Below are 24185 nucleotides of genomic sequence, written 5' to 3' on the forward strand. Positions count from 1 at the left end.
CGCCAGCCTCCGGTGCGCGTCGAGCTCAATGGCCTCTTTCGCCTTTATCCGCTGACGGGCACCGGCCAGCACCTGGAACATCTGGTCGCCGCGCTGCGGGCCGGATACCCGGACGTCGAGATCGTCGAGCGCGTGCCGGGGGGGCGGGCGCGAGGGCGATTCGGGAAAGTCTGGTGGGAGCAGATGGCGTGGCCGATGTCGGCGCGCCGAACCCGCGCCGTGCTGCATGCGCCGCATCTCGCGCCGCCGGTTGTGGCCCCGCGCGCCATTGTGACCGCGCATGACGTCATCCCCTTCGTATTGCCCGAGTACGGCGCCAGCCGACCACGGCGGCTCTACAACCTGCTGACTCGCGCGGGCCTGCGGCGCACCCGTCACGTGATCGCGGTGTCGCACTGGACCCGGCGCGAGCTCACCACGGTGCTGGACGTGCCGGCCGACCGGATTCACGTGATCCACAACGGCATTGCCGCGAGCCTCAGCCCGACGCCCGACGGCCGCGACGAGGCGGTTCGAGGGCGCTTCGGCCTTCCGGCGCGCTTTGCGCTGTACTTGGGGGCGCTGGACGCTCGCAAGAACCTGGGCGTGCTGCTCCGGGCGTGGCCGGGCATATGGTCGGCGACCCGCGTCGCACTTGTGGTCGCGGGACGCGCGCCCCGCCCCGCAAGCCCGGTGTACGTGGACTGGTTCCGAGAGCACCGCGATGTGCCCTGGCTGCACGTGATCGGGGAGGTGCCCGAGGAGGACAAGGCAGCCCTCTACCGGGCCGCTGCCGTCTTTGTGTTTCCGTCACGCTACGAGGGGTTCGGGCTGGACCCGGTGGAGGCCATGGCGTGCGGCGTTCCGGTGGTGGCATCCAATGCGACGTCGATTCCGGAAGTCGTGGGCGACGCCGCCGTGTCGGTGAGTCCGGATGACGCCGATGGCTGGACGACGGCCGTGGCGAACGTGCTGAGCGATCCGAACCGAGCGGCGTCGCTGCGCGACGCGGGCATCGCGCGGGCGCGTGCGTTCACCTGGGAACGCGCCGCCGAGGCGACGATGGCGGTTTACGCCAAGGCGGCGGGATGAAGATCCTCATGGCGTCGAAGGCGCTGGTGATGGGCGCCTATCACGCCAAGCTCGAAGCCCTGGGCGCGCAGCCGGAGGTCGAGCTGCTGGCGCTGGCGCCCGATTCCTGGATCGAGAACGGGCGGCGGCAGCGCGCCGAGCCGGTGACGCCCGAGCGATACGGTCTGTGCTATCAGCGTCTCCGGCTTAACGGACGCTTTCACCTGCACTGGTGGCCCGGGCTCGCGGGAGCCGTCGAGGAGTTCCGGCCCGAAATCGTGCACATCGACGAAGAGCCGTACAACGCGGCGACGGCTCATGCCTGCCGCGTCGCTCGCCGTCGGGGCGCACGGGTGGTCTTCTTCGCCTGGCAGAACATACGTCGGCGGTATCCGCCGCCATTCGCGTGGTTCGAGCGATACGTCTTTGGGCGCGCCGCGGGCATCGCCGGGACGGCGACGGCGGCCGACGTGCTGCGGGCCAAGGGTTTTCGCGGCCGGCTGGCGGTCATCCCGCAATTCGGCGTGGACCCGGAGCTGTTCGCGCCCGGAGGCGGTGAAGGCAGCGCCGCATTTCGCATTGGATACGCCGGTCGGCTGATCGAGGCGAAAGGCATCGAGCTGCTGCTGGAGGCGGCGGGGCGGATCGACGGCGACGTGGAGCTGTTGATCGCCGGCGCGGGGCCGCTGGAGGACGCAGTTCGCGGGCGGGCGGCGGGCGATGACCGTGTGCGACTGCTCGGCGCGTTACCCAGCGCGGCAATGCCGGGGTTCTATCGAGACCTGGACGTGCTCGTGCTGCCCACCCTGGGGCGGCGCGGCTGGACGGAGCAGTTCGGGCGCGCGGCGATCGAGGCCATGGCCTGTGGAACGCCGGTGATCGTGTCGGACGCGGGCGAGTTGCCGGCGGTGGTGGGTGAGGCGGCACGGGTAGTTCCGGCCGGAGATTTGGATGCGCTGCAGCAGGCGTTGGACGACTTGCGCGAGGATGCCGCAGAGCGCGCGCGGCTGGCCGAGGCGGGACGAGCGCGCGTGCTGGCGGCATTCACCCACGAACGCATTGCCGAGGCGACGGCGGCGTTCTATCGGGCGGTGCTGGACGGCTCCGGCCGGTAGAACGCCCCCACGCATCACATGACCCACGGCGGACATGCACCCCAATCCGTTCGGCACCCCTTCGACAGGCTCAGGGCGAACGGATTGGGGTGAAGCCCTCGGGTCGTTTCGAGCTATTGCGATCGAAGTCGCTAGCCGCCGACGATCTCGCCTTCCACGGGGTCCACGCGGATTCCCTGGGCCTCGGTCCACTCGACGGCGGCGTCAATCTCGTCGTGCTCGCCTTCGACCAGCAGCTGGACCCAGCCGATACCGCCGTCGATGTCCGCGCGGCGGATATCGAGCCGCAGGTCAAAGCGCCGCGCGAGCTCGTTGACGATCGGCGATTGAATCTTGTCGGCGGGATAGGTGAGCTGCACGCGCATGCGCGCGGGCCCGCGCCGAAAAACGGCCCGTGGGCCGCGCCCGTCCCACGGGTCATCGACTGCGACGGATCCGCCTGACTCGGCCGCTTCGCGCGCCGCGTCCAGCACGGCAAGGGTACGGACGGCGTCCAGGCTGGTGACCACCGGCGCGGTGCGCTGCCGCACCACGCGGGCGAACTCGGCAACCTCGCCGTCGAACATGGCCTGCCAGGCGTCGCCGAAGTGATGCAGGGTGGCGGGCCGGTCGAAGGTGCGACTGGCGGCGGCGTTGACTTCGACGGTGGCGGCGAACACGTCGCTGCGCAGGCGACCGGCACGACCGACCAGATCGATGACGTCGCCGTGCGCCGGCGATGCCTGCGAGACCACGAGCGCGGCCGTCACGCCGTCGTCGAAAGTCATCAGGATCGAGGAGGTCTCGTCGCTGCCCGTATCTGGGCGATTCACGACGCGCGCGCTCACGCTGACAACTCGGGCGCGGTGCAGCCATAACACCTGGTCGACGAGATGGCTGCCAACGAAGGCAAGCTGTCCGCCGCCGCGCGCGGGCTCGGCCAGCCAGCCTTGGAGCGGCGGACCGCCCTTGAATGCGACGATGCCAACGATCTCGCCGGTTAGACCGCGCGCCAGCAGGTCGCGCAGGTGCGTGCGGGCGGGATGGAAGCGGAGACAGTAGCCCGGCATCGCGACGACGCCGCGCTCACGCGCCGCCGCGGCGACGCCCTCGGCCTCGGCGCGGTCTCGAGCCAGGGGCTTCTCGACGAGCACATGAAGTCCGGCGTCGATGCACGTCAGCGCCGTGTCGGCCAAAGCGTCGTGAGGCACGGCGATCACGGCCGCGTCGGCGACGCCGCTCGCGGCCATGGACTCGGCGTCATGGAAAGCCTGCACGCCGCCGTGCGCGACCTCTCGCGTCGCGGTTGGATCGGTGTCCACGGCCGCCGTGAGCACGACGTCTGGAGAGTCCTGAATCGACGGCAGCAGCCGGGCGACCATGTGGTCGCCGCAGCCCACAGCCGCGACGCGCAGGGGATCAGCCATGTGGGCGCCTTGTCGCCGGCTTCATGGCCGGCATTGTAGAGCGGCGCTCAGATGTCTCGACGCTGGAAGGTGCGAATCGCGTAGGCCAGCGCAAGCACCAGATACACACCGGCTACCAGCAGCATCCATCCGGACGGGGGATTGAGCGAGCTGAAGGGGCCTCCCGTCATGCCGCCCGTGGACGCCGATTGCTGGGCCAACTGTGCGCCGGCGAGGTCCCAGAGCGCCCGCGTGGGCAGCAGCACGCTGGTGGCGATGCCGATGTCGAACGTCACCGGATTGTCGAGGAAATTGCCGATCTGCTCGATCACGCCGCCGACGAGCGCAACCGCGTAGAGCGTGAACACGACCACGCCGTTGGCCAGCGTGCCCAACCGGGTGCTGCCCGCAATGGTGAGGGCCAGCAAGATGGCGGCGGCGAACAGCATGGCGAAGGGCGCCGTCCAGGCGCGCTCGGCGTACTGCCCGGTGATGATGGAGACGACGGCGATCATGACTGCCGTCGAGACGCCGATGAAGACGGTGAGAAGCATCAGGTTGCCCAGGAACTTGCCCAGCACGAGATGGGAGCGACGCACCGGCCGAGCCGCGACGGCGTGCATGGTGCCCTGATCGATCTCACCGGAAATGGACCCCACCGCGAGGAAAATGGCCAGCAGTGAGGCGACGAAATTGAGGCTCCACATGCCGCCTTGCAGCATGAAGCCCACGATCACCCGCTGCATCGACATCGTGAGATCGGGATCGGTCGAGATGTCGCGGTAGCCGAACCACACGCCCACGGCGTAGAGCGCCAGAAAGCCGCCGATGACGACTGCGGCGGCGAGCACCACGCGGCGGCGCACGGCCTCACGGAGCGTGTGCTCGGCGATGACCCAGAGATTCATTGGTCGGTGGCGTCCGCGAGGCGCACGAACAGGTCCTCCAGGCTGTTGGAGCGAACCTGGACCTCGTAGATGGAGACGCCGGCGCCGGCGAGATGGGCGGTGATGCGCGCGATGTCCTCGTCGCCGGTGGCCGTGAGGACGTACCGGCCCTCAGCCGGCTTCGCCGACACCGGCTGGAGCCCGGCCGCGTCCAGGGCCGCGTCGGCGCCTTCCCCGAGGCGCAGCTCGATCTCGCGCGCCGCCAGCAATTGGCGCAGGTCGCCGGCGGCCACGATCCGACCGCGGTTGATGATGGCGACCTGGTCGCATACCTGCTCGACCTCCGAGAGCAAGTGGGAATTGAGAAACACCGTGATGCCCGCCGCCCGCAGGTCGCGGATGATGTCGCGCACGTCGCGCCGGCCGATGGGATCGAGCGCGGAGGTTGGCTCGTCCAGCACGACCAGGGGCGGTTCGGCCAACAGCGCCTGCGCCAGCCCGATGCGCTGGTGCATGCCTTTGGAAAACGTCGCCAGGCGGTCGCGGCGACGATGCGCGAGTCCCACAAGCTCGAGCATCTCGGTCACCCGCTTGCCACGGGTGACCCGGTCGAGACCGGCGAGGCGACCGTGGAAGTCGAGGAACTCGGACGCATGCATCCAATGGTGAAAGCGAAAGGTCTCGGGCAGGAATCCGATTTGCCGCCGAGCGGCCAGGCTGCCGGCGGGGTGACCGAGCACGGTCACCTCTCCCGCGCTGGCTTGCACCAGGCCGAGAATGATCTTCACCACGGTGCTCTTGCCCGCGCCGTTGGGACCGAGGAAGCCGAAGACTTCGCCCCGAGGGACGTCCAGGTCGATGCCGCGCACCGCGTGCGTGTCCCCGAACGACTTGCGCAAGCCGGTGGCGCGGATGGCGGTTTGGTCCACGCCTAGGCTCCGGGCTCTAGTCCGGCCAGGCGCAGCAGCGCTTCGGGGCCGAGCGGTCCCAGGAGCGCCGCGTAGGAGCCGTCGGCTCGCCAGAGGACGAGAGCGCGCCCGTCGGGCAGCTGCAGCGTTTGCGGCTGGGCGCCGTCGTCGAGCGGTTCGAGTCCCAGGATGTCGCGATAGAGCGCAATCTCGCCCAGCTCGATGCGGCGCGCCAGCACGGGCGGGAGGAACTCTCGCACGAGCGCCCGGCTGATCAGCTCGAGATCGACCTCAGGCGGTGCGGATACTCGCGGCGCGGCGAATTGCACGAATACCAGGTCGTCGCCACTTGGCGCCGCGCTGGTCCAGGTGGTGATCAGCATTTCGGGGCCCTGGACAGTCACCGCCCGCGTGCGCAGCCGTTCGGGCAGCGGAATGCGCACCTGCGACCCCGCCAGGAAGCTCTGCAGCTGCTCGAAGTCGATGTCGACGCGCCAGGCGCCGCCCTGCCGCAACGTCCGCTCGGCCGCCGGTGTGAATCCGTCCGGGGCGCCGAGTTCGATCGGCTCGAACGGGAGAGTCGGCAGCGACTCGGCCGGGCCGATGATCGTTTCGATCGGCGCCTCGACTTCGGTGACGACAAAGGTGTCCGGCTGCAGGTCGGTGGTGGTCGCGGGTGTGTCGGCGACCGGTAGCGCGTCGACGCCCGCTTCAATGGCAATGGGCTGCTCGCGCAGACCGTTGAGCACGTGGTGGACGGCGAGCCGGACCGGTTCGACGGTCACGAGCAGGGCCACGACCGCGGCCGTCAGCCCCAGTCCCGCCCATAGGCCGCGGGACCGCAGGACTTTGGTCAACGTGCTCGGTGTTTCGAGTGTGCGTCGCGGTCGAACGCTAAGCGCGCGAAATGCCGTTGCACGATGTCAGGCGGCGGGATCGCGGGCCGTCAGCAGGGAATCGAGAAATGGCTCCGAGAGGGGCACGCCGCGGGCGCGCGTGTCGCGGTGCGCCGCGCGCTCGTCGTAGGGCACCCGCCGGATGGCGGCCGACCAGCGACCAGAACCGTCGTCCAGCACCGCGTAGGTGGCTTGCCCGGGTTGACCGTCGTAGCTGCGGCCCACCGAGCCGCAGTTGACGACGAGCAGCTGTCCTACGTGCCGCACGAAGGCGCGGTGGGTGTGGCCGCAAACCAGCACCCGGGCGTCCACCGTGGCGAGCAGGGCGTCCACCTGCTCGTCCGACGAATCGGGAAGAATGCCGGCCTCGTCATTGCCGGGTGAGGCGTGAACCACAAGCATGGGACCGGCGGACGACGGCACGCGAATGACGGTGCGCATCGAGGCCATGCGCTCGATCAACCGCGTGCCAAGCCGCGCCCGCGCCCAGCCGAGGTTGCGCTCCAGGTGTTCCGCCGCCGCCGGAGAATTCCGGCGCATGGCCTCCAGGGCGGGGCGCGGGTTTGCCAGGTAGCGGTCCGTGTTTCCCTGGACTAAGGGCCATCCAAGCTCCAGCAGACGCTGCCAGCACTCGAGCGCATGCGCGCCGAAGAGTGCAGCGTCACCGCCGAAGATCACCTGGTCGGGCGCCTGGATCTTGAGGTCCGCCAGCACGGCGAAGAAGGCGCCCAGATTCCCATGAATGTCGGTGACAACGGCCACGCGCATGGCGGCAAGGGTAGTGCATGGGCGCGTGGGTGGTGGGCGATTTTGACTCCCAAGCGGCGCGTGGTGAGCCAACACTGGTCGACACCCTTGATTCCCCCGGTGAATCGCCGGGGTGGACTCCCGCCTACGGATATCTTTGCGAAACCCCTCCGTCATTCCGGCGGAGGCCGGAATCCAGTCCGATCGAATCTGAAGGCACGCCGGATGCTCGACGGCGGGCGGGTCTGAGACCCGCCCCTCCCGGACTCTGCCAAGGGCCCCATCAAGGGAGAGGGGACCGGACAGCCTCGCAGGCGAAGCGGCTAGCTGCCCGATGCGCCGAATCGTTTCCCAGCCCCTTAGATTCCTCGCTGCGCTCGGAAAGACAGATGGCTACACTCCCGACGTGGCCGTTAACGATCACGCGTCGCCGCCGCGCATGCACCTGGTGCGGCAGCAATTCGATGCCTCAGAGGTGCCGGATTTCGACCGGCGGCTGGCGGCCGAGGCTCGGGCCGTGCTCACGGCGCAGGGCGTCGGATTGGGTTCCCGCATCGCCGTTGCCGTCGGTTCGCGCGGCGTGTCGCCGGTGGCGCGGGTGGTGCGGATCGTGAGCGAGGCGGTTCGCTCGCTGGAGGCCGAGCCATTCATCGTGCCCGCCATGGGGAGCCACGGCGGGGGCACGGCGGACGGGCAGGCGGAGGTGCTGGCCGGATACGGCATCAGCGAGGCCGCGCTGGGCGTGCCGGTGCAGGCGACCATGGATACGGTCGATCTCGGCGCGACCGCGAACGGGGTGCGAGTGCACCTGGACGCGGCGGCGGCTGCCGCGGACGGCATCGTGGTCATCGGGCGGATCAAGCCGCATACGTCATTTCGGGGAACCGTCGAGAGCGGCCTGTGCAAGATGCTCGCCATCGGGTTGGGCAACCGCCGCGGCGCCGAGACGATCCACGCGCACGACCTCGCCACCACGATTCCGGCAGCGGCGCGGGTCGCGCTGGCGAAGGCGCCGGTGTGCATGGGGGTGGGGCTGGTCGAGAATGCCTTCGACCGTCCCCATCGGCTCGCGGTCGTCGGGCCGGACGCCTTCGAGTCCACCGACGGTGAGCTGCTGGAAGTCGCCCGCGGCGTGCTCCCGCGGCTCCCGCTCGACCGGCTCGATCTGCTGGTGGTCGATCGGATGGGCAAGAACGTCTCCGGCACCGGCATGGACCCGAACGTGATTGGCATGTGGCGGCGCTTTCCGGAGCTGGCGCACGAGCCGGACTATCGCTGGCTGGCCGTGCTGGGCCTGACCGAGCAATCGCACGGGAACGCGGTTGGGATCGGCATGGCGGACCTGACGAGCCGCAAGCTCACAGATGCCATCGACCCGGTGCCGACGCATGCCAACGTGCTCACGAGCATGGCCGTGGGCATGGCGAAGGTGCCGCTGACGCTGCCCAACGACCGCGAGTGCGTGGCGATGGGGCTGGCATTGGCGAGGCGCTCGTCAGTGGAGCCGCTGCGCGTGGCGCGTATTGCCTCCACGATGGAGCTGGAGGTCTTTTGGCTCAGCGAGGCGGCGTTGCCCGACTTGCCCGGGAGCTGCGATGTGGTCGCCGGTTGCGCGTCGTTCGACTTCGGCAAGGACGGATCGATCGTCGAATCCGGCGCTTACGCCCATTGACGCGTCGCGCGCAAGCGCCGCGGGCCGCCTGACGCGCGTTTCCGGCCGTCGCCCGTGAACCGCCAGCGAATCCTGCTCGCCGGCGGCTGGTTCTACGCGTCGTTGGGCGTGGCGTTCAACGCCCTCGGTCCGGCGCTGGAAGCCATCCGCGAAGAATTTGGGCTCGAATACGTCGGCGCGGGCATGGCGCTGGCGGCAGTCGGTTTTGGCTACACGATTGGATCGCTGCTGGGCGGGCCGATCTCGGATCGGGTCGGAACCCGTCCGAGCATCATCGTCGCCTCGGCCGTGGCGGCCCTTGGAATGCTGCTCGCCGGGGTTAGCCCCGCGTATCCCTCATTCCTGGGAGGGCTGGCGATTGCGTCGGTTGGATGGGGCGCGACGGAGGTTGCCGTCACGGCCCTGATCGCCCGCGCCGGCGCCGCGTTGTCGGTGCGGGACCTCAACCTGGCGCAGCTCGGGTTCGCGGCCGGGGCGATTGTCGCGCCGGCCATCGTGGGTGGCTCGTTCATCCTCGATTGGGGCTGGCGACCGCCGGTGGTGCTGAGCGCGCTGCTGGCCGCGAGCGTCGCGGCGGCGTTTACCCGCATTCCGAGCGCGCCCAGCGTTCAGCGACCGACCTCCCTGCGGGGGGTGATTCGGGCGGCCGCGGCGCCGGTGTTGCTGCTGATCGGCCTCGCGTCGGCGCTGGTGGTGGTGCTGGAGACGGGACTGGCGGGGTTCTTTGCGCCGTTCCTCGAATACGCCTTCGCCCTCGATCGAGCCGCGGCGGCAGCGTCGGTGACGCTGTTCTGGGTGGGCGGATTCGTCGGCCGGTTGCTGGGGGCCTGGCTCAGCGGACGGCTGGACCTGATGACGTGGCTGATCGGCGCCGCGGCAGCCACGGCGCTGGCGGCGCTGCTGGCGGCGCTGGCCGCGGAGGCGTGGATGGCGGTTGCCGGTGCGGCGCTGGCCGGCGTGGCGAGTGGGGCGCTGATTCCCTCGCTGCTGGCATTGGCGGCCCGGCATCGACCAGCCGACGCGGGGGCCATGCTGGGCGCGGTGATCGCGATTCTGGGCCTGGGCGGCATCGGGGCGTCGCTGGGCATCGGACGCGCCGCCGATGCGTTCACGCTGCGCGGCGCCATGTTGATCGCTCCCGCGGCGATGGCGGCGACGGTGGTGGCGTTGATTGCGATTCGGGCGCTTATGCGGCGGGAGGTGGATGGCGGCGGCAATTAGGCAATCCGAAGCCTCGGCATACCCGGCATCGCGAGGCAGTCTGGGACGCCGCCGGCGCATCGAATTTCCGGCGGGTAGCCACGAGGGCTGCCCCCACACCGAGGGTCTCGGGCCGTGGGCAGCCACAAGGGCTGCCCCTACACCGAAGGCTGCGGCTTAGTTGCCGGCGATGACGGCCCGAAGGTCAATGGCGCCCGTCACGGGGTCGATGCCGAATCCCGTGATGCGTGGGTGCAGCAGATAGGCGTCGGCGTGGTGCCCGATGCCGATGGCCGGCTGCTCGGCTTGAAGCACCGCGTCGGCGGCGAGGTAGGCGTTGCGCCGCGTCTCGGAGTCCGTGGCCGCTCCGGCCTCCTGCACGTGGCGATCAAACTCCGTGTTTCGCCAGCGGGCGCCCAGATAATCGACCTCGGAAAGCCAAAGCGTGTCGTACCAGTTCGCCGGGTCGGCGAACTCCGACGTCCACCCGGCCCGGTAGCAATCGAAGTCGCCCGGGTCGTCGGTGAACGACAGGAAGTCGCGCCACGACCGCTCGTCCGGCTGGACCTCGATGCCCAGCGTCTCGCGCCACGTCGCGGCAAGGTAGGCGGTCAGGCGCTTCCACGTGTCGGTGGTGTGATAGGTGAAGCGGAGCGGCGGCAGGCCCTGGCCGTCGGGGAATCCGGCCTGCGACAGCAGGCCCCGCGCGGCGTCCACGTCGGGGCCCGGTTGGGCGATCTCTCGTGGGAGCGTGCTCGGCGGCACGATCGTCCAGCCCGGAAGCGTCGGCTCCTCGAATACGGCCGCCGCCATTTCCTCGCGGTTCAACACCATGCCGAGGGCCCGGCGAACTTCCGCTCGATTCCAAGGGGGCTTGGCGGTATTGAACACGAGGAACCAGCTGCCGCCACGCTCGAAGAGGCGCAGGCGGTCCCGCAACTGGTCGTCGCCGCGCGCGGAGCGGTAGGCGGCGCCGCTCACCGGCGCCACGTCCACGGCGCCGCCGCGAAACGCCAGCAACGGCGAGCCGTCTTCCTCCGGGAACCGCACCACCACTTCGCCAAAGGTCCCCGGATCGCCCCAGTAGTGCTCGTTGCGAAACAGCGTGAGACCGAGGCCTTGGTCCCACTGCACCAGCTGATACTGGCCGTTGCCCCGCAGTCGTCGCGGCTGCGTCCACGTGGAGCCATAGGACCGGATTTCGCCTTCGGGCAGGGGATAGAAAATGGGCGCCGCGACCCGGGCGGAAAACCCTGGGGACGGCTCGGCGAGTCCCACGCTCAGGGTCGAGTCGTCGGGCGCGCCCACGGCGACCACTGCGGGATCGTTGTAGAGCCCATAGGCATAGTCACGGGCGCCGCGCACGGGGAACAGGAGATAGTTGAACGCGCCGCCGATCTGGGGATCGAGATTCCGGCGCCAGGCCCACGCAAAGGCGTCCGCGGTCAGCGGTTCGCCGGTCATCCAGCGGGCCTCCGGGCGGATCTTGAACGTGACGGTGTGTCCGGCGTTGCTCACGTCCCAGCTCGCGGCCGCCGCCGGCGTCGGCAGTCCGTCGGCGCTGACGTCGACCAGCGGCTCGAACAGCGCATCGAGGATGGTGAACTCGTTGGGCGTGGACGCCAGCGCGGGATCGAGCGTGAGCGGCTCGCGCATCCAAAGCTCGATCTTGCCCTCGCCGGCGGACGGTCTCGCGTCGCCGGGTTCGCCGCACGCCGCCAGGACCGAGGCGCCCGCCACGGCGCCGAGGCCGGCCAGGACGCGCCGGCGCGGCAGCCTGGGGCTAGGGCTAACGGGGCGCGATCTCAACGTCGGTGAGCCATTCACGCACCACGGGTTTACCGGGGTACTGCGTCACCCATGGTTGCACGAGCTCGTGCGACACGCTGTGATAGAGGGGGACCACGGCGCCGCGTTCAACGATGCGCGACTCCGCCAGTCGGTAGAGCGCCAGGCGTCGCTCGTGCCGGGGCTCGCTGCTGGCCAACTCGAGCAGCAGGTCCACGAAACCGTCGTTGAATCCGCCGTAGTTGTCGGGGCGTTTCGATCCAAACAGCATGTCCAGGAAGCCGAAGGGGTCGGGAAAGTCCGCAATCCAGGACAGCAGGAAGGCGTGCCGCGCGCGTTCGGCGGTCGTGATGTTTTCCACGACGTCCAGAAACTCCAGGAAATCGAACTGCTCGACCGAAATGCCGACGCCCAACTGGTCCCGCCATGGCTCCACGACGGCTCGGGTAGTCGGGCCGGCGGTCAGTCCGGCTCCCGACGTTGCCACGACCAGCTCAGGCCACTCCGCGATGGGTCCGTGGCGCGATAGCTCGAGCTCGCGCCGCGCGGCGTCGAGGTCGAACGGCAGGCCCGCATAGTCCGCGCGATATCCGGGCATCCCGGGCGGCAGGACGCCGCGAGCCTCCGCGTGGTGGCCGCGCAGGGTCACGCGATTGATACGGGGGCGGTCGACGGCATGCGCGAAGGCGCGACGGGCATGGTGGTCGTCGAACGGCGGCCGCGACGTATTGAAGGCCAGGTAGGCCAGTGCGAGTGTCGGCGTGCGCTGAAGCTGCGCCGCCCTCGGCTCGCGCGGGTCCGAGAAACGATCCACGTTGGAACCGCCGACGTAGACGATGTCCAATTGGTCTTGCTCGAAGCGGAGCAGCGATTCGCCCGGATCGTGCTCGGTGAAGCGGACGACCGCTGGGCCCGATTGCCGCGGGTGGTAGGTGGGCGCCGACTCCAGCACGACCTCGGACCGCGGTTGGAAGGACGTGAGCCGAAAGGGTCCGGAGCCGTTAGGACGCATGGACCAATTCGGTCCCTCCGCGATGTTCTCCCGGTCGACGACGAGGCTGGCGGGTTGGGCGACCAGCGCCGGAAAGTAGGCCGCGTGCTGCACGAGGCGCACTTCGAGGCGCTTGTCACTGAGCACGCGGACGCCGCTTAAGGCGTCGGCGTCACCACTGCGCAGCGCATCGGCGCCTTCGATGTTGCCCAGCATGACGCTGGCCGTGGGTGATTGGGTGGTGGGGTGTAGCGCGCGTTCCCACGACCAGCGCACGTCGTCGGCCGTGAGCGGCTTCCCATTGTGAAACTGGAGTCCGTCGCGGAGCTCGAACAGATAGCGGTGCCCGCCGTCCGCGACCTCCCAGTTGCGCGCGAGGGCCGGCTCGGGGCGTAGCTCGGCGTTGATGCGCGTGAGCCCGGCGAAGATTTCGATGGCGAATCCGGCGGAACCCGCATCGCGCACGATGGCCGGGTCGATGGTTTCCGGCGTGGTGGTGTCGAGCCGAAGCGTCCCGCCCACGGCCCCGGCGCGGGTGGCTGCCGGCCGGCTGCCGGCGGCGAGCGCCCCAATTGCCGCCGCGCCAAGCCTCAGGACGTCGCGGCGATGCAGCGCGGGCGTCTCCTAGGGTGTGGCGCCCTCGGGCACCATCCGCCGCAGACTCTCCTCGGCGCGCACCATCACCGTGCGCTCGTTGGCGTGATGCAGCATGCGGATGGCATCCGACACGCTGACCCAGCGCGCTTCCACGTGTTCGGCGGGGTCGGGCCGAATGTTGCCGCCGCGCGCCAGCAGCAGGTACTGGTGCACGATCTTTGGCACGAAGCCCGTCCAAAGGTCGGGCCGAACTTCATAGCGGATCTCGCCCAGGTTTTCCTGCACGTCGCTGACGATGCCGGTCTCCTCGAGGACTTCACGCACGGCGGCATCGTCGGGCGCCTCGCCGCGCTCGACGGCGCCCTTGGGCAGGACCCAGGCGCCGCGCTGCGTCTGCACGAGCGCCACCTGGATGCGGCCCCGGCGCACGCGGTAGACGACGCCGCCGGAGGATTCCAGATACGGCTCGTCTTCGTTGTTCACGGCGGACGGTTGCTGCGGTTCGGCGGTCATCCTGATTCGTTGCCTCCATGGTGGTGCGGGACGTCGGAGAATCCCAGATGCGCCCGGCTGGGCGTTGATTCCGGCTGGCCCTGATACTTGCTGCCGAGACCGGGTGATCCGTAGGGCCGCTCGGCAGGGGTGGTCAAGTGCATGATGGAGAGTTGGCCAATCTTCATGGTGGGCCAGAGCAGGATCGGCAGTGTGGCGATGTTGGCCAGCTCCAGCGTGAACTTGCCCTGGAAACCCGGGTCAACGTACCCGGCGGTGCTGTGCACCATCAGGCCGAGGCGTCCGAGCGAGCTCTTGCCCTCGATGCGACCGACCAAATCGTCCGGCATGGCGACATGCTCCATGGTGCCGCCGAGCACGAACTCGCCGGGATGGAGCACGAACGGCTCACCGGGACTAATGGCGACCTGCTCAGTTAACGTTTCCTGATCTATGCGTGGGTCGATGTGCGTGTCGGTGTGGTTCAGGAATACCCGCATGACGGTGCCGAGCCGCAGGTCGATGCTGGACGGCTGTACCGCGGCATCGTCAAACGGCTCGATGCGAAGGCGCCCTGAGGCGATGACCTCGCGTAGGCTCCTATCGCTGAGAACCACTCGTGCGCAACCCCTGTTGAACGTCATGCTACCGTACCCGACCCCTCGGACTCAGGCACCGCCGTGATCCTTGCGATCGACCAGGGGACCAGCGGAACCGCGGCGCTGGTCGTGGCGCCGGACGCAACCGTGGCGGGTCAGGGACGCGTCCCGATCACCGCCCGTCACCCCCGGCCCGGCTGGGTCGAGCAGGATGCGGCGGAAATCCGGCGTAGCGTACAGCGCGCGGCGCAACTTGCGCTCGCCGACGCCGGCGACCCGCCGCTGGCGGCTATCGGCGTCACCAATCAACGCGAGACGGCGGTGGCCTGGGACGCCGTTTCGGGCCGCCCGCTGGCGCCGGCGATCGTGTGGCAGGACCGGCGCACGGCTCCGCGTTGCGAGGCGTTGCGCGGCGCCGACTGGGGGCCGCGCATTGCGTCGCTGACGGGCCTGACCGTCGATCCCTACTTCTCGGCCACGGCGTATGAGTGGATGTTGGCCCACCATGACCCGGTGCGCGTCGCGGCGGATCGCGGCAGCCTGCGGCTGGGCACGGTGGACGCCTGGGTCCTGTGGAACCTGACCGGCGGCGCGCACGTCACCGATGTTTCGAATGCCTCTCGAACGATGCTGATGGACCTGGCGACGCAATCGTGGTGCGACGAATTGTTGGAGCTGTTCGGCGTGCCGCGCGCGGCGTTGCCGACGATCGTCGACTCCGCGGGCGAGATCGCCGAGACCGCCGAGGGCTCGGGCATCGCGGCCGGAGTCCCCATAGCCGGTTTCGCCGGGGACCAGCAGGCGGCGTTGTTCGGGCACCTGGCCCACGCGCCCGGCGACACCAAGGTGACCTACGGCACGGGCGGGTTTCTGCTCCAGGTCGCCGGCGGGGAACGGCCGCCGGACGTCGAGGGACTGCTGACGACCGTCGCCTGGCGCCACCAGGGACGCGTGACCTATGCGCGGGAGGGCAGCGTGTTCGTGGCTGGCGCGCTGATCCAGTGGCTGCGCGACGGTCTGGGGCTGATCGCGCAGGCCGCGGAGTGCGAGGTGCGCGCGCGCCGCGTGCCGGATGCCGCGGGCGCGGTGATCGTGCCGGCGTTCGCGGGCCTGGGAACGCCCAACTGGGACCCGCGGGCGCGCGGCGCGATCGTGGGACTGACGGCGGGGGTGACTGCCAACCACCTGTGCCGCGCCGCGCTGGAAGCCATCGCGCACCAGATCGCGGACGTGCTCGACGTGATGGACCCCAGCGATGCGCCGCTGCGGGTGGACGGCGGCGCGGCCGCCAGCGACTTGCTGCTGGAGCTGCAGGCCGCGATCGCGAGGCGTCCGGTGGTTCGTCCCGCGCAGCTGGAGACGACAGCGATGGGCGCTGCATTCTTGGCGGGACTGGCGGCGGGCGTCTGGGGCACGGCAGAGGAGATTCGATGTCACCGTCCGCCCGATCGCGTGGTCGAACCCCGCGGCGATCTGGGAGCCGCGTCGCGTGAGACTTGGCGCGCCGCCGTCGACCGGGCTCGCCGGTGGGCGCCCGCGGAGGAGCCGGACGCTTGACCCAGGTGAAACACGCCGAGCCGTTGTGGCGACCGCCGCCGGATGCCCACCAGCACTCGCAGCTGGGTCGGTTCTGGCGGGAAGCCGAGGCGCGCGCGGGTCGGACGTTTGCCGACTACGCCGCGCTGCATCGCTGGTCGGTGAATGAGCGGGAAGCGTTTTGGGGCCTCTACGCCGAGTTTGCCGACATTCAATTCGACCGGACGGCCGAGCGCGTGAAGGGGCCCGACCGCATGCCCGGCATGGAGTGGTTTCCAGGGGCGCGCCTCAACTACGCCAAGAATTGCTTGCGGCATGGTGACGACCACACGGCGCTAATCGCCGTCACGGAGGAGGGCGTGACCGCCGTGGTCAGCTATCGACAACTGCACCGCCAGGTTGAGTGCTGCGCCGACGCCATGCGCGAGGCGGGGATCACGTCGGGCGATCGCGTGGCCGGCATGGTCAGCAACGGCGTCGAGGCCATCGTGGCGTTCCTCGCCGGCGCCAGCATCGGGGCCATCTGGAGCGCGTGTTCGCCGGACTTCGGGGCGCAGGCGGCGCTGGCCCGCCTCGGCCAGATATCTCCCAAGCTGCTCATCGCCAGCGCGTCCTATCGCTACGGCGGCCGCTACTTCGATTGCCTGGACACCGTGCGCGCGGTTGCCAAGAAACTGCCGAGCTTGCGCCAGGTCGTGGTCGTGGCGCCGGAGAGCGAGACGGTTGCCGATTTGGGTTGGGTCGCGTGGAGCGAATTCGTCGACCGCCCGCAGGCCGAACCTCTAGCCTTCGCGCCGCTGTCGTTCGATCACCCGCTCTACATCCTGTATTCGTCGGGCACGACCGGCCCGCCGAAGTGCATGGTCCACGGCGCGGGCGGCAGCCTGGTCCAGCACCGCAAGGAGCATCAGCTTCACACCGAGGTGACGCCCGAGGACGTGATGCTCTACGTCACGACCTGCGGCTGGATGATGTGGAACTGGCTGGTGACGGGGCTGGCCACGGGCTGCACGCTGGTGCTCTACGACGGGAGCGCGGCGCATCCGGGCTTGGGACGGCTGTGGCGGCTGATCGACGAGCTTGACATAACGATCTTCGGCACCAGCGCGCCGTTCCTGGAAACCTGCATGCGGCGGCGGACGCCAACGTGGGCGCATCCTTCTCTGCGGACGGTGCTCTCGACCGGATCGCCGCTGTCGCCGGCGGCGTTTCGCTGGACCCAGGCGGCGGCCGGGGCGGACGTGCGCATCTCGTCGATCGCGGGCGGCACGGATCTCGTGTCGTGCTTCGTGCTGGGCAATCCGTTGCTCCCGGTGTACGCCGGCGAGATCCAGTGCCTGGGCCTGGGCATGGACGTGGCGGCGTTCGATGGCGCCGGGACGCCGGTCGTCGGCGCCCAGGGCGAGCTGGTGTGCCGCCGGCCGTTTCCCTCGATGCCGGTGCGGTTCTGGAACGACGCCGACGGACGCGCCTATCGCCGCGCGTACTTCGAGACCTATCCCGACGTATGGCGTCACGGCGATTTCATCGAGATCACGCCACGCGGCGGCGTCATCATGTATGGCCGCAGCGACGCCACGCTGAATCCGGGCGGCGTGCGCATCGGCACGGCGGAGATCTACCGTCCGCTCGAGCGGATCGAATGGGTCGCCGATGCGCTGGCGGCGGGTATGCGACGGGGCGCGTCGGAGGAGATCGTGCTGTTCGTGGTCGTCGGCGACGGCGCGGGGCTCTCTCGAGAGCGCGTGAACGAGCTGCGCACGGTCGTCCGGCGCGAGGCGTCCCCGCGGCATGCGCCGCGACGGATCGTGGAGGTTCCAGCCGTGCCCCGAACTCGCAACGGCAAGCTGGCGGAGCTGGCGGTGACGCGCGTGCTGCGCGGCGAGGGCGTGCCGAACCGCGAGGCGCTGGCCAACCCCGAGTGCCTGGACGCGTTCGAACGCGCGCGGGACGACCTGCTGGCGGCTGCCGCGAAGTGAATATCATGATTGGGCCGCCGTTGCGCGGTTTCGACTGAGAGGCGCAGAGCGATGCGGGCACTGATCTTCGGTGGCGCGGGGAGCATTGGGTCGCGACTGTCGGCGGCGCTGGTCGACCGCGGCGACGAGGTGCTGTCGCTGGACGTCAGCGCCGAGCCAGTCGTGCCGTCGGACGCCTTCGCGCAGGTCGACGCGCGCATCGGCAGCGTCCAGGACGCGGCGGCGGTGGATGAGGTCGTGGCGGAGTTTCGGCCCGACACGATCTTCCATCTCGCGGCGATCCTGTCCGGGCTGGCGGAAACTGATTCCGAGCTGGCATGGCGGGTGAACGTGGATGGGACGCGCAACGTCCTGGAGGCGGCTCGCAGGTTCGGGATCGGCAGGGTCGTGTTTACGAGCACGGTGGCGACCTACGGCGCCGGGTTGCCCGAGCCGATCACGGAGGACGTGCCGCAGTGGCCGTCGGGTCTTTACGGCGTGACCAAGGTGCTCGGCGAGCGCCTGGGGGTCTATTACCACCAGCGCTTCGGGCTGGACTTTCGGGCGGTGCGGCTGGCGGCGATGGTGGCCCCGACCGCGCCGGCAGGCGGCGCGGCCAGCGCCTTCGTTTGCGATCTGTTCGTCAACGCCGTGCGTGACGGCGCCTACGACCTGTACGTCTATCCGAATACCCGCGTCCCGATCGTCTGGGTGGACGACGTGGTGGGCGCGCTGCAGCTCCTCAACGACGCCGACGAGGGCAACCTGTCGCGCCGCGTCTACCACATCATCGGGGCCGGTCCGAGTGTGCAGGAGATGGTGGACGCGGTGCAGGCGCGGCTGCCCGAGGCCCGGCTGCGGTTCGAGATCGACCCGGTGCGGGCGGACATCGTGGAAAGCTGGCCGTCGCGCATGGACGACGCGGCGGCGCGCGCGGATTGGGGCTGGGAGCCGCGCTTCGACCTGGAGCGCATGACCGCCGCCAACCTGGACGCCCTGGGCGCGCCGGCCTAGGCCGGGGTCGCCGCAACCGCCAATGAACCCTCGCTATCGCGACCTGGCGGCGCTGGCGCAGGCGGCAATCGATGGTCGCCGCGACGTGTCGGAGCTCACGCAGCCCGACATCGACTTGGCCCGCCTTTACGCCTACGCCTATCGCACACAGACGGTTGGGGCATTCCATGCCACGCGCCTGGCGCTGGACCCGTTCAGCGACGCGCCCGCTGTGCGAGCGGCGCAGCGCCGGCTGCGCGACCTCCAGGCGCAGGCGATGCGTCCCGTGCCGGCCGACCTGCGCGCGGCGGCGCCGACGTTGGCCTGGTATCACGCCTGGAGCGACGAGGTTCTAGCCGCGCTCTCAGGTCCCGAGGCGCCGGTGGAGGCGAATGAGATACGGGACCGGTTTCGGGCCGTGATCGATGCGATTCGCGCGTCGGACGGCATCCTCCCAATGCGCGACGACGACCTTCCCGAGCAGGCGAGCTACAAGGTGCCGGGCATCGAAGTCGTGATCGTGCCGCTGGTCTACGGCGACCACATTTCGTGGAACACCGCCTTCGTGACGGCGGCCAGCGGCGGCGCGACGACGCACCGGCACGCGCTGCAAGTGGAGATTCACCTGGGCTACGAGGGCGTTCACGGGCGGACGCTGCTCGACGGCCGGGCCGCGACGGTGACCGCACCGTACGCCATGCCAATTCCGCCGATGCTGGACCACGGGTTCGACAACTTGAGCGGCCACGACCATTTCGTGCCGTTCGTGTTCGGCTCGCGGACGCTGGACGGGTGGGGCGTGTTCTTCGACGTCGAGCCGCGGCCGTCGCCGACGCACGACTGGCCGGAGACGCCGCTGGAGTCGTCGGGCATGAACCGCTCCGTCCACCTGGAGCCGGCGTTGGCGGCCCTGCGGCAGGCGCCGGCCGGTGAGCGACGAGTGCTCATCGACGCCGAGCGCACGGCCCGTCCGGCCACCGGCGGCCTGGAGCTGGCGGCAATGCACGTGGGCGACGAGGCGATGTCGCTCAGCTTCGACGAGTTCCACATCCTTTCCGTGCGCGAGGGACGTCTGAAACTCGCCATGGCCGGGGTTTCGATTGAGCTCGGCCCGCGGGATCACGTGGGCATCCCCGCCGGTCTACGCGCTACGCTGCGTGCGCTCGATGGCGCGTGCCTCCTGCTGGAGGCCTCGCTCCAAGCCGACTGAAACGCCCGCGAAACGTCGCACTTGCCGAAGGAGCTCGAAATGCGGATCGGCGCCTGCTTGTGGTCCCTGCCGGAAGACCCCCACGAGGCCGCGGCCTGGGCCAAGGACGTGGGCTTCGAGGCGATCGACGTGGACCCGGGATTCGCCGCCGGGTGGGACGCGGCGAACGGCTTGCCGGTGGCCAGCGTGGCGATTGCTCACCTCATCCCCGAGGGCGCGGCGCTGGAGGCCGCCGATGACGCAGCGCGGACCGCGGCGCTGGACCACGTGCGAGCGGGGCTGGCCGAGGCGGCGGAGCTGAACGCCGAGTTCGTCTACCTGCCGCCGGCAGCGGCGTCGGCGGTAGATCCGGCGTCGCGGGAGCGCTACCGCGAGGCCGTGGTGGCGCTCACCGAGGAATCCGCGCGCCTGGGCATCAAGTTCGGCATCGAGCACTTTCCCGGCTACGCGCTGCCGAGCGTGGCGGAGACCCTGGCCTTCGTCGAGGACGTGGGCCATCCCAACCTGTACGTGCTGCTGGATATCGGCCACGCGCAGATCAGCCGCGAGAGCGTGCCGGACGCGGTGGCGGCGCTCGGCGACCTGATGACGTTCGTCCATTTCGACGACAATCGCGGCGAGCTCGACGATCACATGGCGCTGCTGGACGGTCTGCAGCAGGAGCAGGACCTGGTGGACGCGGTGCGCGCGCTGCGGCGCCACGGCTACGAAGGGCAGATATCAATCGAAATGAACCCGAAGCTGCCGGACCCCCGCGACGCGATGATCCGGAGTTTCGAGATTCTCAAGCGGGTGATGGCCCAGGCGTAGGCTGGCGGGTCGAGTTTCCGGCTTAGTCCCCGGCTCGGCATGGGCAGCCACAAGGGCTGTCCCTACACCGACTCAGTCCCTGTAGGGGCGCCCCTTGTGGGCGCCCGGTTCGCGCTTTCCCGTTAGGCGGGCCTAGATTCCCGCCCCGTACTCGGGTACGGGGCAGTCTCTTCATGGGTTTGACGGAAGGCCGCCTGCCGTGAGGAGGCGACGGGCGTTTTGCCCGCGGCACGTCCGACGCTGCACGCAGCGCGGGCCACCGAAAATCGCGGGCAGCCACAAGGGCTGCCCCTACACCGACCCAGCCCCTGTAGGGGCGCCCCTTGTGGGCGCCCGGTTCGCGATCTTCGCGGGACTGACGGACTCGGAGTGCCCCGATTGCCGCCGGCCTACTTCTCGATCGGCACGCCGATCATGGATCCCCACTCGGTCCACGAGCCGTCGTAGTTGCGCACGTTGGGCAACCCGAGCAGCTCCTTGAGCGCGAACCAGGTGTGCGAGGACCGCTCGCCGATACGGCAGTAGGCGATGATGTCCTTGTCGGCGGCCGCGCCCTTGCCGCCATATATCTCCTGCAGCTCGTCGGCCGTCTTGAAGGTGCCGTCATCCTCGTTGACTGCTGTGAGCCAGGGCACGTTGTGCGCGCCGGGGATGTGGCCCATGCGCTGCGCGGTCTCGGGCAGGCCCGGAGGCGCCATGATCTCGCCGTTGAACTCGGCCGGCGAGCGGACGTCGATCATCACCGACTCGCTGTCGCCCAGCGCGTCGAGGACGTTGTGCTGAAACGCGCGCAGGGCGGCGTCGGGGGCCTTGGCCTGGTAGGAGGCGGGGGCAACCGACGGCGCATCGGTCGTCAGCGCACGCCCGTCCTTCTCCCACTTCAAGCGCCCGCCGTTCATCAGGCTCACGGACTCGTGCCCGTAGAGCTTGAAGATCCAGTAGGCGAAGGCCGCGAACCAGTTGTTGTTGTCGCCGTAGAGGACCACGTGCGTGTCGTTGGCGATGCCGGAGGCGCTCAGCAACTCTTCCCACTGGGACTGGGTAGCGATGTCGCGGCGGACCTGGTCGGAAAGCTGGGACTGCCAGTTCCAGCCGACGGCGCCGGCGATGTGACCCGATTCGTAGGCGGTGGTGTCGACGTCCACTTCGACGAGCCGGACGTTCGGGTCGGCGCCGTGCTCGGCGACCCAGTCCGCGCTGACGAGCGCGTCGGGGTTTGCGTATTCAGCCATAGGTTTCTCCTCGCGTCGTGCCGTTGTTAAGTTTGTCGGGCTGGTCGCCTATGTATCTTGGCAGCCGGAATTGCGAGCTACAACAGGAAAACGTGAGCCCTGATGCGTGAGCCGTTTTCGGGTCCGGGGCACTCCGAGGCCGCGGTGGAGGTGGCGCGGCGGTCGTCCGGGCGGTTTCGCTTCGTGGTCGCGCGCGAGGCCGGCGGGGCCTGGTGGCTGCACGTGCAGCCGGCGCCGGCCATCACGAGCATGTCGCGTCGTTTTCGGGAAAGTCACGCGTTGCGGGTAATGGGATTTACGCCGGTCAGGAGATCACGTTTCTTCCCGGGTGCCTGCACGTTCGCCGGGTGTTACTCGCGCGAGATCCAATTCCCGTCGGGATCGGACGGGGCGGACGAGACGGCGGCGCGGATAGCAGCCGGCCTGGAGAAGGCCGTCGACGAGCTGATCGAGCTAGCCGCGGAGTTGGAGCCGCTGGGGATCGACCTGCCGCTGCCGGGTTAGCTCAGGCGGGGCTACTGGCGTCCGGCGAGGCGGTAGGCGTCGTGGACCAGCTGCATGGCGTTGGCGCAGTCCCTGGCGGTGATGGCCGGCGGGTCGCCGCGTCCCGCGCGTTCGAGCATGTCCGAGATGAGGGGCGGATAGTTTCCGGCGGCGGAAGCGGCGCCGGGATACCGATCGTCGCGTCCCGGCGCGATGACCTGCAACCCATCGGGAACCACGCGCAGCGCCGCTTTTTCGCCGGCGACCTTGAACTCGAGATCGCTCTCGTTGGCGGGCCAGGTGGGCCAGGTATAGCCGACCTCGACGTGGATCAGCGCGCCGTCGCCATTGCGCAGCGTGGCCAGGGCGTAGTCCTCGACCTGCGCCTGGTGCACGCGGTTGCTGATGACCGCCGTCGCCACCGACACGTCGGGTCCCAACAGCATCCGGGCGAGGTCCATGCCGTGCCCGCCCAGGTTGAGCAGGGCGCCGCCGCCGGCAAGCTCCCGGTCCCACATCCAGGGTGAGTCCCATTCCACATAGCGCTGCATGGTGGGGCGGATGAGGCGCATCACGACGTGCGAGATTTTTCCGAATTCGCCGGCCTCGATCATGGCCTTGGCCCGCACGGCCCACGGCAGCAGGCGGTTGGGGAACGGCACCGCGGCCCAGGCGCCGCGCGCCTCGGCCAGGTCCGCCAATGCCGTCACGTCCTCGGCGGTGGTGCCCATCGGCTTTTCCATCATGAAGGGAATGTCGGCCTCGATGAGGAAGCGGGCGATGGCCGGCATGTCGATGTGCCGCCCCAGCGCGACGACGAAGTCGGGCTTGGTCTCGTCGATCATGGCGCGGTAGTCGGTGAAGGCCTGGCTGCCGTAGCGCTGTGCGCGGTCCTCGGCGAGGGCCAGGTCCGCGTCCGATACGCCGACGATGTCGACGTCGAGATCGCGCAGCACCTGCAGGTAGGCGGCGTCGTAGGACGAGTGCCAGTGGTTGACTTCGGTGACGGCAACGCGTCGCGGAATTGGCATGCAACATCACAGATGCGCGCGGGTATCGGACCGTACCATGCACCGTAGGAGTAGGCTTGCAGCAGAGAAACTCTGGACATTGGGGGTCTGAGATTTGACCGACAAGCAGTCGTGGCAGAAGAAGGCGCGCGAGCTGGCGCGTCAGGCCGAGGCCGAGCTGAACAGCGAGCGCGTGCAGCAGCGAATCGGCGAGGCGCGGGCGGCGGTGGATGATGCCCTGGCGAGCGATCAGGCCCAGCGCCTGCGCGAGGACGCGAAGGCTCTCGGCGCGAAGGCTCGCAGCCAGGTCGAGGAGACCCTGGCGCGAGATGACGTGCAGCGGGTGCGAGAGGACGTACAGCAGATTGGCGAGAAGGCTCGTTGCGCGGTGGATGCCGCCATGCAGCGGCCCGAAGCGAAAGAGCTGCGCCGGAAGGTTGAGTCCGTGATCGAGGACGTCGGCGAGCGCCTGCGCCCGGAGGCGGCGAAGGACGAGAAGGAGCCGCCAAAGGAATCCGGCGGCGCGTAGCGCCCGCAGCGCCTCGGCTTGACATAATCAATGACGTGGCGGCGAATCCGGTGGTTCGGCGGTAGGGGTTCGATGGCTAGGGAGGTGAAGCGATGAC

General features: G+C 69.5%; 22 protein-coding genes. 11 read left to right on the top strand and 11 right to left on the bottom strand.

Going from position 1 to position 24185, the window contains the following annotated elements:
- Nucleotides 1-12: 12 nt before the first annotated feature.
- The gene (locus OXG33_10105) at nt 13-1071 is read left to right on the top strand and encodes a glycosyltransferase family 1 protein (protein ID MCY4114274.1); all 1059 of its coding nucleotides are present in this window, start codon (nt 13-15) and stop codon (nt 1069-1071) included.
- Complete coding sequence (locus OXG33_10110; GenBank protein ID MCY4114275.1) at nt 1068-2165, top strand: glycosyltransferase family 4 protein; 1098 nt, start codon at nt 1068-1070, stop codon at nt 2163-2165. Before OXG33_10105 ends, OXG33_10110 begins: the two co-directional genes overlap by 4 nt.
- A gap of 131 nt (nt 2166-2296) precedes the next feature.
- Here the strand turns inward: OXG33_10110 and OXG33_10115 are convergent, their stop codons facing one another.
- The 5 genes from OXG33_10115 to OXG33_10135 all read right to left on the bottom strand — a co-directional run bounded on the left by OXG33_10115 (nt 2297) and on the right by OXG33_10135 (nt 7009).
- Nucleotides 2297-3571, bottom strand: a complete 1275-nt coding sequence (locus OXG33_10115) for a Gfo/Idh/MocA family oxidoreductase (GenBank protein ID MCY4114276.1) — start codon at nt 3569-3571, stop codon at nt 2297-2299.
- A gap of 47 nt (nt 3572-3618) precedes the next feature.
- A complete protein-coding gene (locus OXG33_10120) occupies nt 3619-4458 on the bottom strand; it encodes an ABC transporter permease (GenBank protein ID MCY4114277.1) in 840 nt (279 codons plus the stop codon).
- The gene (locus OXG33_10125) at nt 4455-5366 is read right to left on the bottom strand and encodes an ABC transporter ATP-binding protein (protein MCY4114278.1); all 912 of its coding nucleotides are present in this window, start codon (nt 5364-5366) and stop codon (nt 4455-4457) included. The genes OXG33_10120 and OXG33_10125 overlap by 4 nt, the downstream gene beginning before the upstream one ends.
- A gap of 2 nt (nt 5367-5368) precedes the next feature.
- Complete coding sequence (locus tag OXG33_10130) at nt 5369-6202, bottom strand: hypothetical protein (GenBank protein MCY4114279.1); 834 nt, start codon at nt 6200-6202, stop codon at nt 5369-5371.
- A gap of 66 nt (nt 6203-6268) precedes the next feature.
- The gene (locus tag OXG33_10135) at nt 6269-7009 is read right to left on the bottom strand and encodes a metallophosphoesterase family protein (protein MCY4114280.1); all 741 of its coding nucleotides are present in this window, start codon (nt 7007-7009) and stop codon (nt 6269-6271) included.
- A gap of 385 nt (nt 7010-7394) precedes the next feature.
- Here OXG33_10135 and OXG33_10140 point away from each other — a divergent pair, with 385 nt between their 5' ends.
- Entirely contained in the window at nt 7395-8660 is a 1266-nt protein-coding gene (locus tag OXG33_10140) for a lactate racemase domain-containing protein (GenBank protein ID MCY4114281.1), read from the top strand.
- A gap of 54 nt (nt 8661-8714) precedes the next feature.
- Complete coding sequence (locus OXG33_10145) at nt 8715-9881, top strand: MFS transporter (GenBank protein MCY4114282.1); 1167 nt, start codon at nt 8715-8717, stop codon at nt 9879-9881.
- Between the two features lie 156 nt (nt 9882-10037).
- Here OXG33_10145 and OXG33_10150 read toward each other — a convergent pair whose 3' ends face one another.
- From OXG33_10150 to dcd, 4 genes are all read right to left on the bottom strand, one after another.
- Nucleotides 10038-11669: a peptide ABC transporter substrate-binding protein gene (locus OXG33_10150; protein ID MCY4114283.1), complete on the bottom strand. Its 1632-nt coding sequence runs from the start codon at nt 11667-11669 to the stop codon at nt 10038-10040.
- Nucleotides 11650-13161, bottom strand: coding sequence for a peptide ABC transporter substrate-binding protein (locus OXG33_10155; GenBank protein MCY4114284.1), 1512 nt, complete (start codon nt 13159-13161; stop codon nt 11650-11652). The genes OXG33_10150 and OXG33_10155 overlap by 20 nt, the downstream gene beginning before the upstream one ends.
- A gap of 102 nt (nt 13162-13263) precedes the next feature.
- On the bottom strand, nt 13264-13749 hold the full coding sequence (locus OXG33_10160; GenBank protein ID MCY4114285.1) for an NUDIX domain-containing protein: 486 nt from the start codon (nt 13747-13749) through the stop codon (nt 13264-13266).
- Nucleotides 13746-14345 (bottom strand): dCTP deaminase, encoded by a 600-nt coding sequence (gene dcd, locus OXG33_10165; GenBank protein MCY4114286.1) that lies wholly within the window; start codon nt 14343-14345, stop codon nt 13746-13748. The genes OXG33_10160 and dcd overlap by 4 nt, the downstream gene beginning before the upstream one ends.
- A 63-nt stretch (nt 14346-14408) precedes the next feature.
- Between dcd and glpK the strand changes: the two genes are divergently transcribed.
- Genes glpK through OXG33_10190 form a run of 5 tightly spaced genes read left to right on the top strand, consistent with a single transcriptional unit; the run spans nt 14409 to nt 20834 of the window.
- Entirely contained in the window at nt 14409-15884 is a 1476-nt protein-coding gene (gene glpK, locus OXG33_10170; protein ID MCY4114287.1) for a glycerol kinase GlpK, read from the top strand.
- Between the two features lie 5 nt (nt 15885-15889).
- Nucleotides 15890-17842 (top strand): acetoacetate--CoA ligase, encoded by a 1953-nt coding sequence (locus OXG33_10175; GenBank protein MCY4114288.1) that lies wholly within the window; start codon nt 15890-15892, stop codon nt 17840-17842.
- A gap of 51 nt (nt 17843-17893) precedes the next feature.
- The gene (locus tag OXG33_10180; GenBank protein ID MCY4114289.1) at nt 17894-18835 is read left to right on the top strand and encodes an NAD-dependent epimerase/dehydratase family protein; all 942 of its coding nucleotides are present in this window, start codon (nt 17894-17896) and stop codon (nt 18833-18835) included.
- Between the two features lie 22 nt (nt 18836-18857).
- A complete protein-coding gene (locus tag OXG33_10185; protein ID MCY4114290.1) occupies nt 18858-20024 on the top strand; it encodes a hypothetical protein in 1167 nt (388 codons plus the stop codon).
- A gap of 39 nt (nt 20025-20063) precedes the next feature.
- Nucleotides 20064-20834, top strand: a complete 771-nt coding sequence (locus tag OXG33_10190; protein ID MCY4114291.1) for a sugar phosphate isomerase/epimerase — start codon at nt 20064-20066, stop codon at nt 20832-20834.
- A gap of 389 nt (nt 20835-21223) precedes the next feature.
- Here the strand turns inward: OXG33_10190 and OXG33_10195 are convergent, their stop codons facing one another.
- The gene (locus tag OXG33_10195; GenBank protein ID MCY4114292.1) at nt 21224-22066 is read right to left on the bottom strand and encodes a sulfurtransferase; all 843 of its coding nucleotides are present in this window, start codon (nt 22064-22066) and stop codon (nt 21224-21226) included.
- 102 nt (nt 22067-22168) lie between these two features.
- Here OXG33_10195 and OXG33_10200 point away from each other — a divergent pair, with 102 nt between their 5' ends.
- Complete coding sequence (locus OXG33_10200) at nt 22169-22570, top strand: hypothetical protein (protein ID MCY4114293.1); 402 nt, start codon at nt 22169-22171, stop codon at nt 22568-22570.
- Between the two features lie 11 nt (nt 22571-22581).
- Here OXG33_10200 and OXG33_10205 read toward each other — a convergent pair whose 3' ends face one another.
- Nucleotides 22582-23580: a Gfo/Idh/MocA family oxidoreductase gene (locus OXG33_10205; GenBank protein MCY4114294.1), complete on the bottom strand. Its 999-nt coding sequence runs from the start codon at nt 23578-23580 to the stop codon at nt 22582-22584.
- Nucleotides 23581-23674: 94 nt separating this feature from the next.
- Between OXG33_10205 and OXG33_10210 the strand changes: the two genes are divergently transcribed.
- The gene (locus OXG33_10210; GenBank protein ID MCY4114295.1) at nt 23675-24088 is read left to right on the top strand and encodes a hypothetical protein; all 414 of its coding nucleotides are present in this window, start codon (nt 23675-23677) and stop codon (nt 24086-24088) included.
- Nucleotides 24089-24185 lie beyond the last annotated feature (97 nt).

It is taken from the genome of Chloroflexota bacterium (genome assembly GCA_026708035.1).
In the GTDB taxonomy this organism is placed as follows: domain Bacteria; phylum Chloroflexota; class UBA11872; order UBA11872; family UBA11872; genus JAJECS01.

What these genes read in the sequence shown, in the direction of transcription:
- OXG33_10110 (MCY4114275.1), top strand. Translation starts at nt 1,068, where the DNA reads ATGAAGATCCTCATGGCGTCGAAGGCGCTGGTGATGGGCGCCTATCAC.
- OXG33_10115 (MCY4114276.1), bottom strand. Translation starts at nt 3,571, where the DNA reads ATGGCTGATCCCCTGCGCGTCGCGGCTGTGGGCTGCGGCGACCACATG.
- OXG33_10120 (MCY4114277.1), bottom strand. Translation starts at nt 4,458, where the DNA reads ATGAATCTCTGGGTCATCGCCGAGCACACGCTCCGTGAGGCCGTGCGC.
- OXG33_10135 (MCY4114280.1), bottom strand. Translation starts at nt 7,009, where the DNA reads ATGCGCGTGGCCGTTGTCACCGACATTCATGGGAATCTGGGCGCCTTC.
- OXG33_10160 (MCY4114285.1), bottom strand. Translation starts at nt 13,749, where the DNA reads ATGACCGCCGAACCGCAGCAACCGTCCGCCGTGAACAACGAAGACGAG.
- OXG33_10180 (MCY4114289.1), top strand. Translation starts at nt 17,894, where the DNA reads ATGCGGGCACTGATCTTCGGTGGCGCGGGGAGCATTGGGTCGCGACTG.
- OXG33_10185 (MCY4114290.1), top strand. Translation starts at nt 18,858, where the DNA reads ATGAACCCTCGCTATCGCGACCTGGCGGCGCTGGCGCAGGCGGCAATC.
- OXG33_10190 (MCY4114291.1), top strand. Translation starts at nt 20,064, where the DNA reads ATGCGGATCGGCGCCTGCTTGTGGTCCCTGCCGGAAGACCCCCACGAG.
- OXG33_10195 (MCY4114292.1), bottom strand. Translation starts at nt 22,066, where the DNA reads ATGGCTGAATACGCAAACCCCGACGCGCTCGTCAGCGCGGACTGGGTC.
- OXG33_10200 (MCY4114293.1), top strand. Translation starts at nt 22,169, where the DNA reads ATGCGTGAGCCGTTTTCGGGTCCGGGGCACTCCGAGGCCGCGGTGGAG.
- OXG33_10205 (MCY4114294.1), bottom strand. Translation starts at nt 23,580, where the DNA reads ATGCCAATTCCGCGACGCGTTGCCGTCACCGAAGTCAACCACTGGCAC.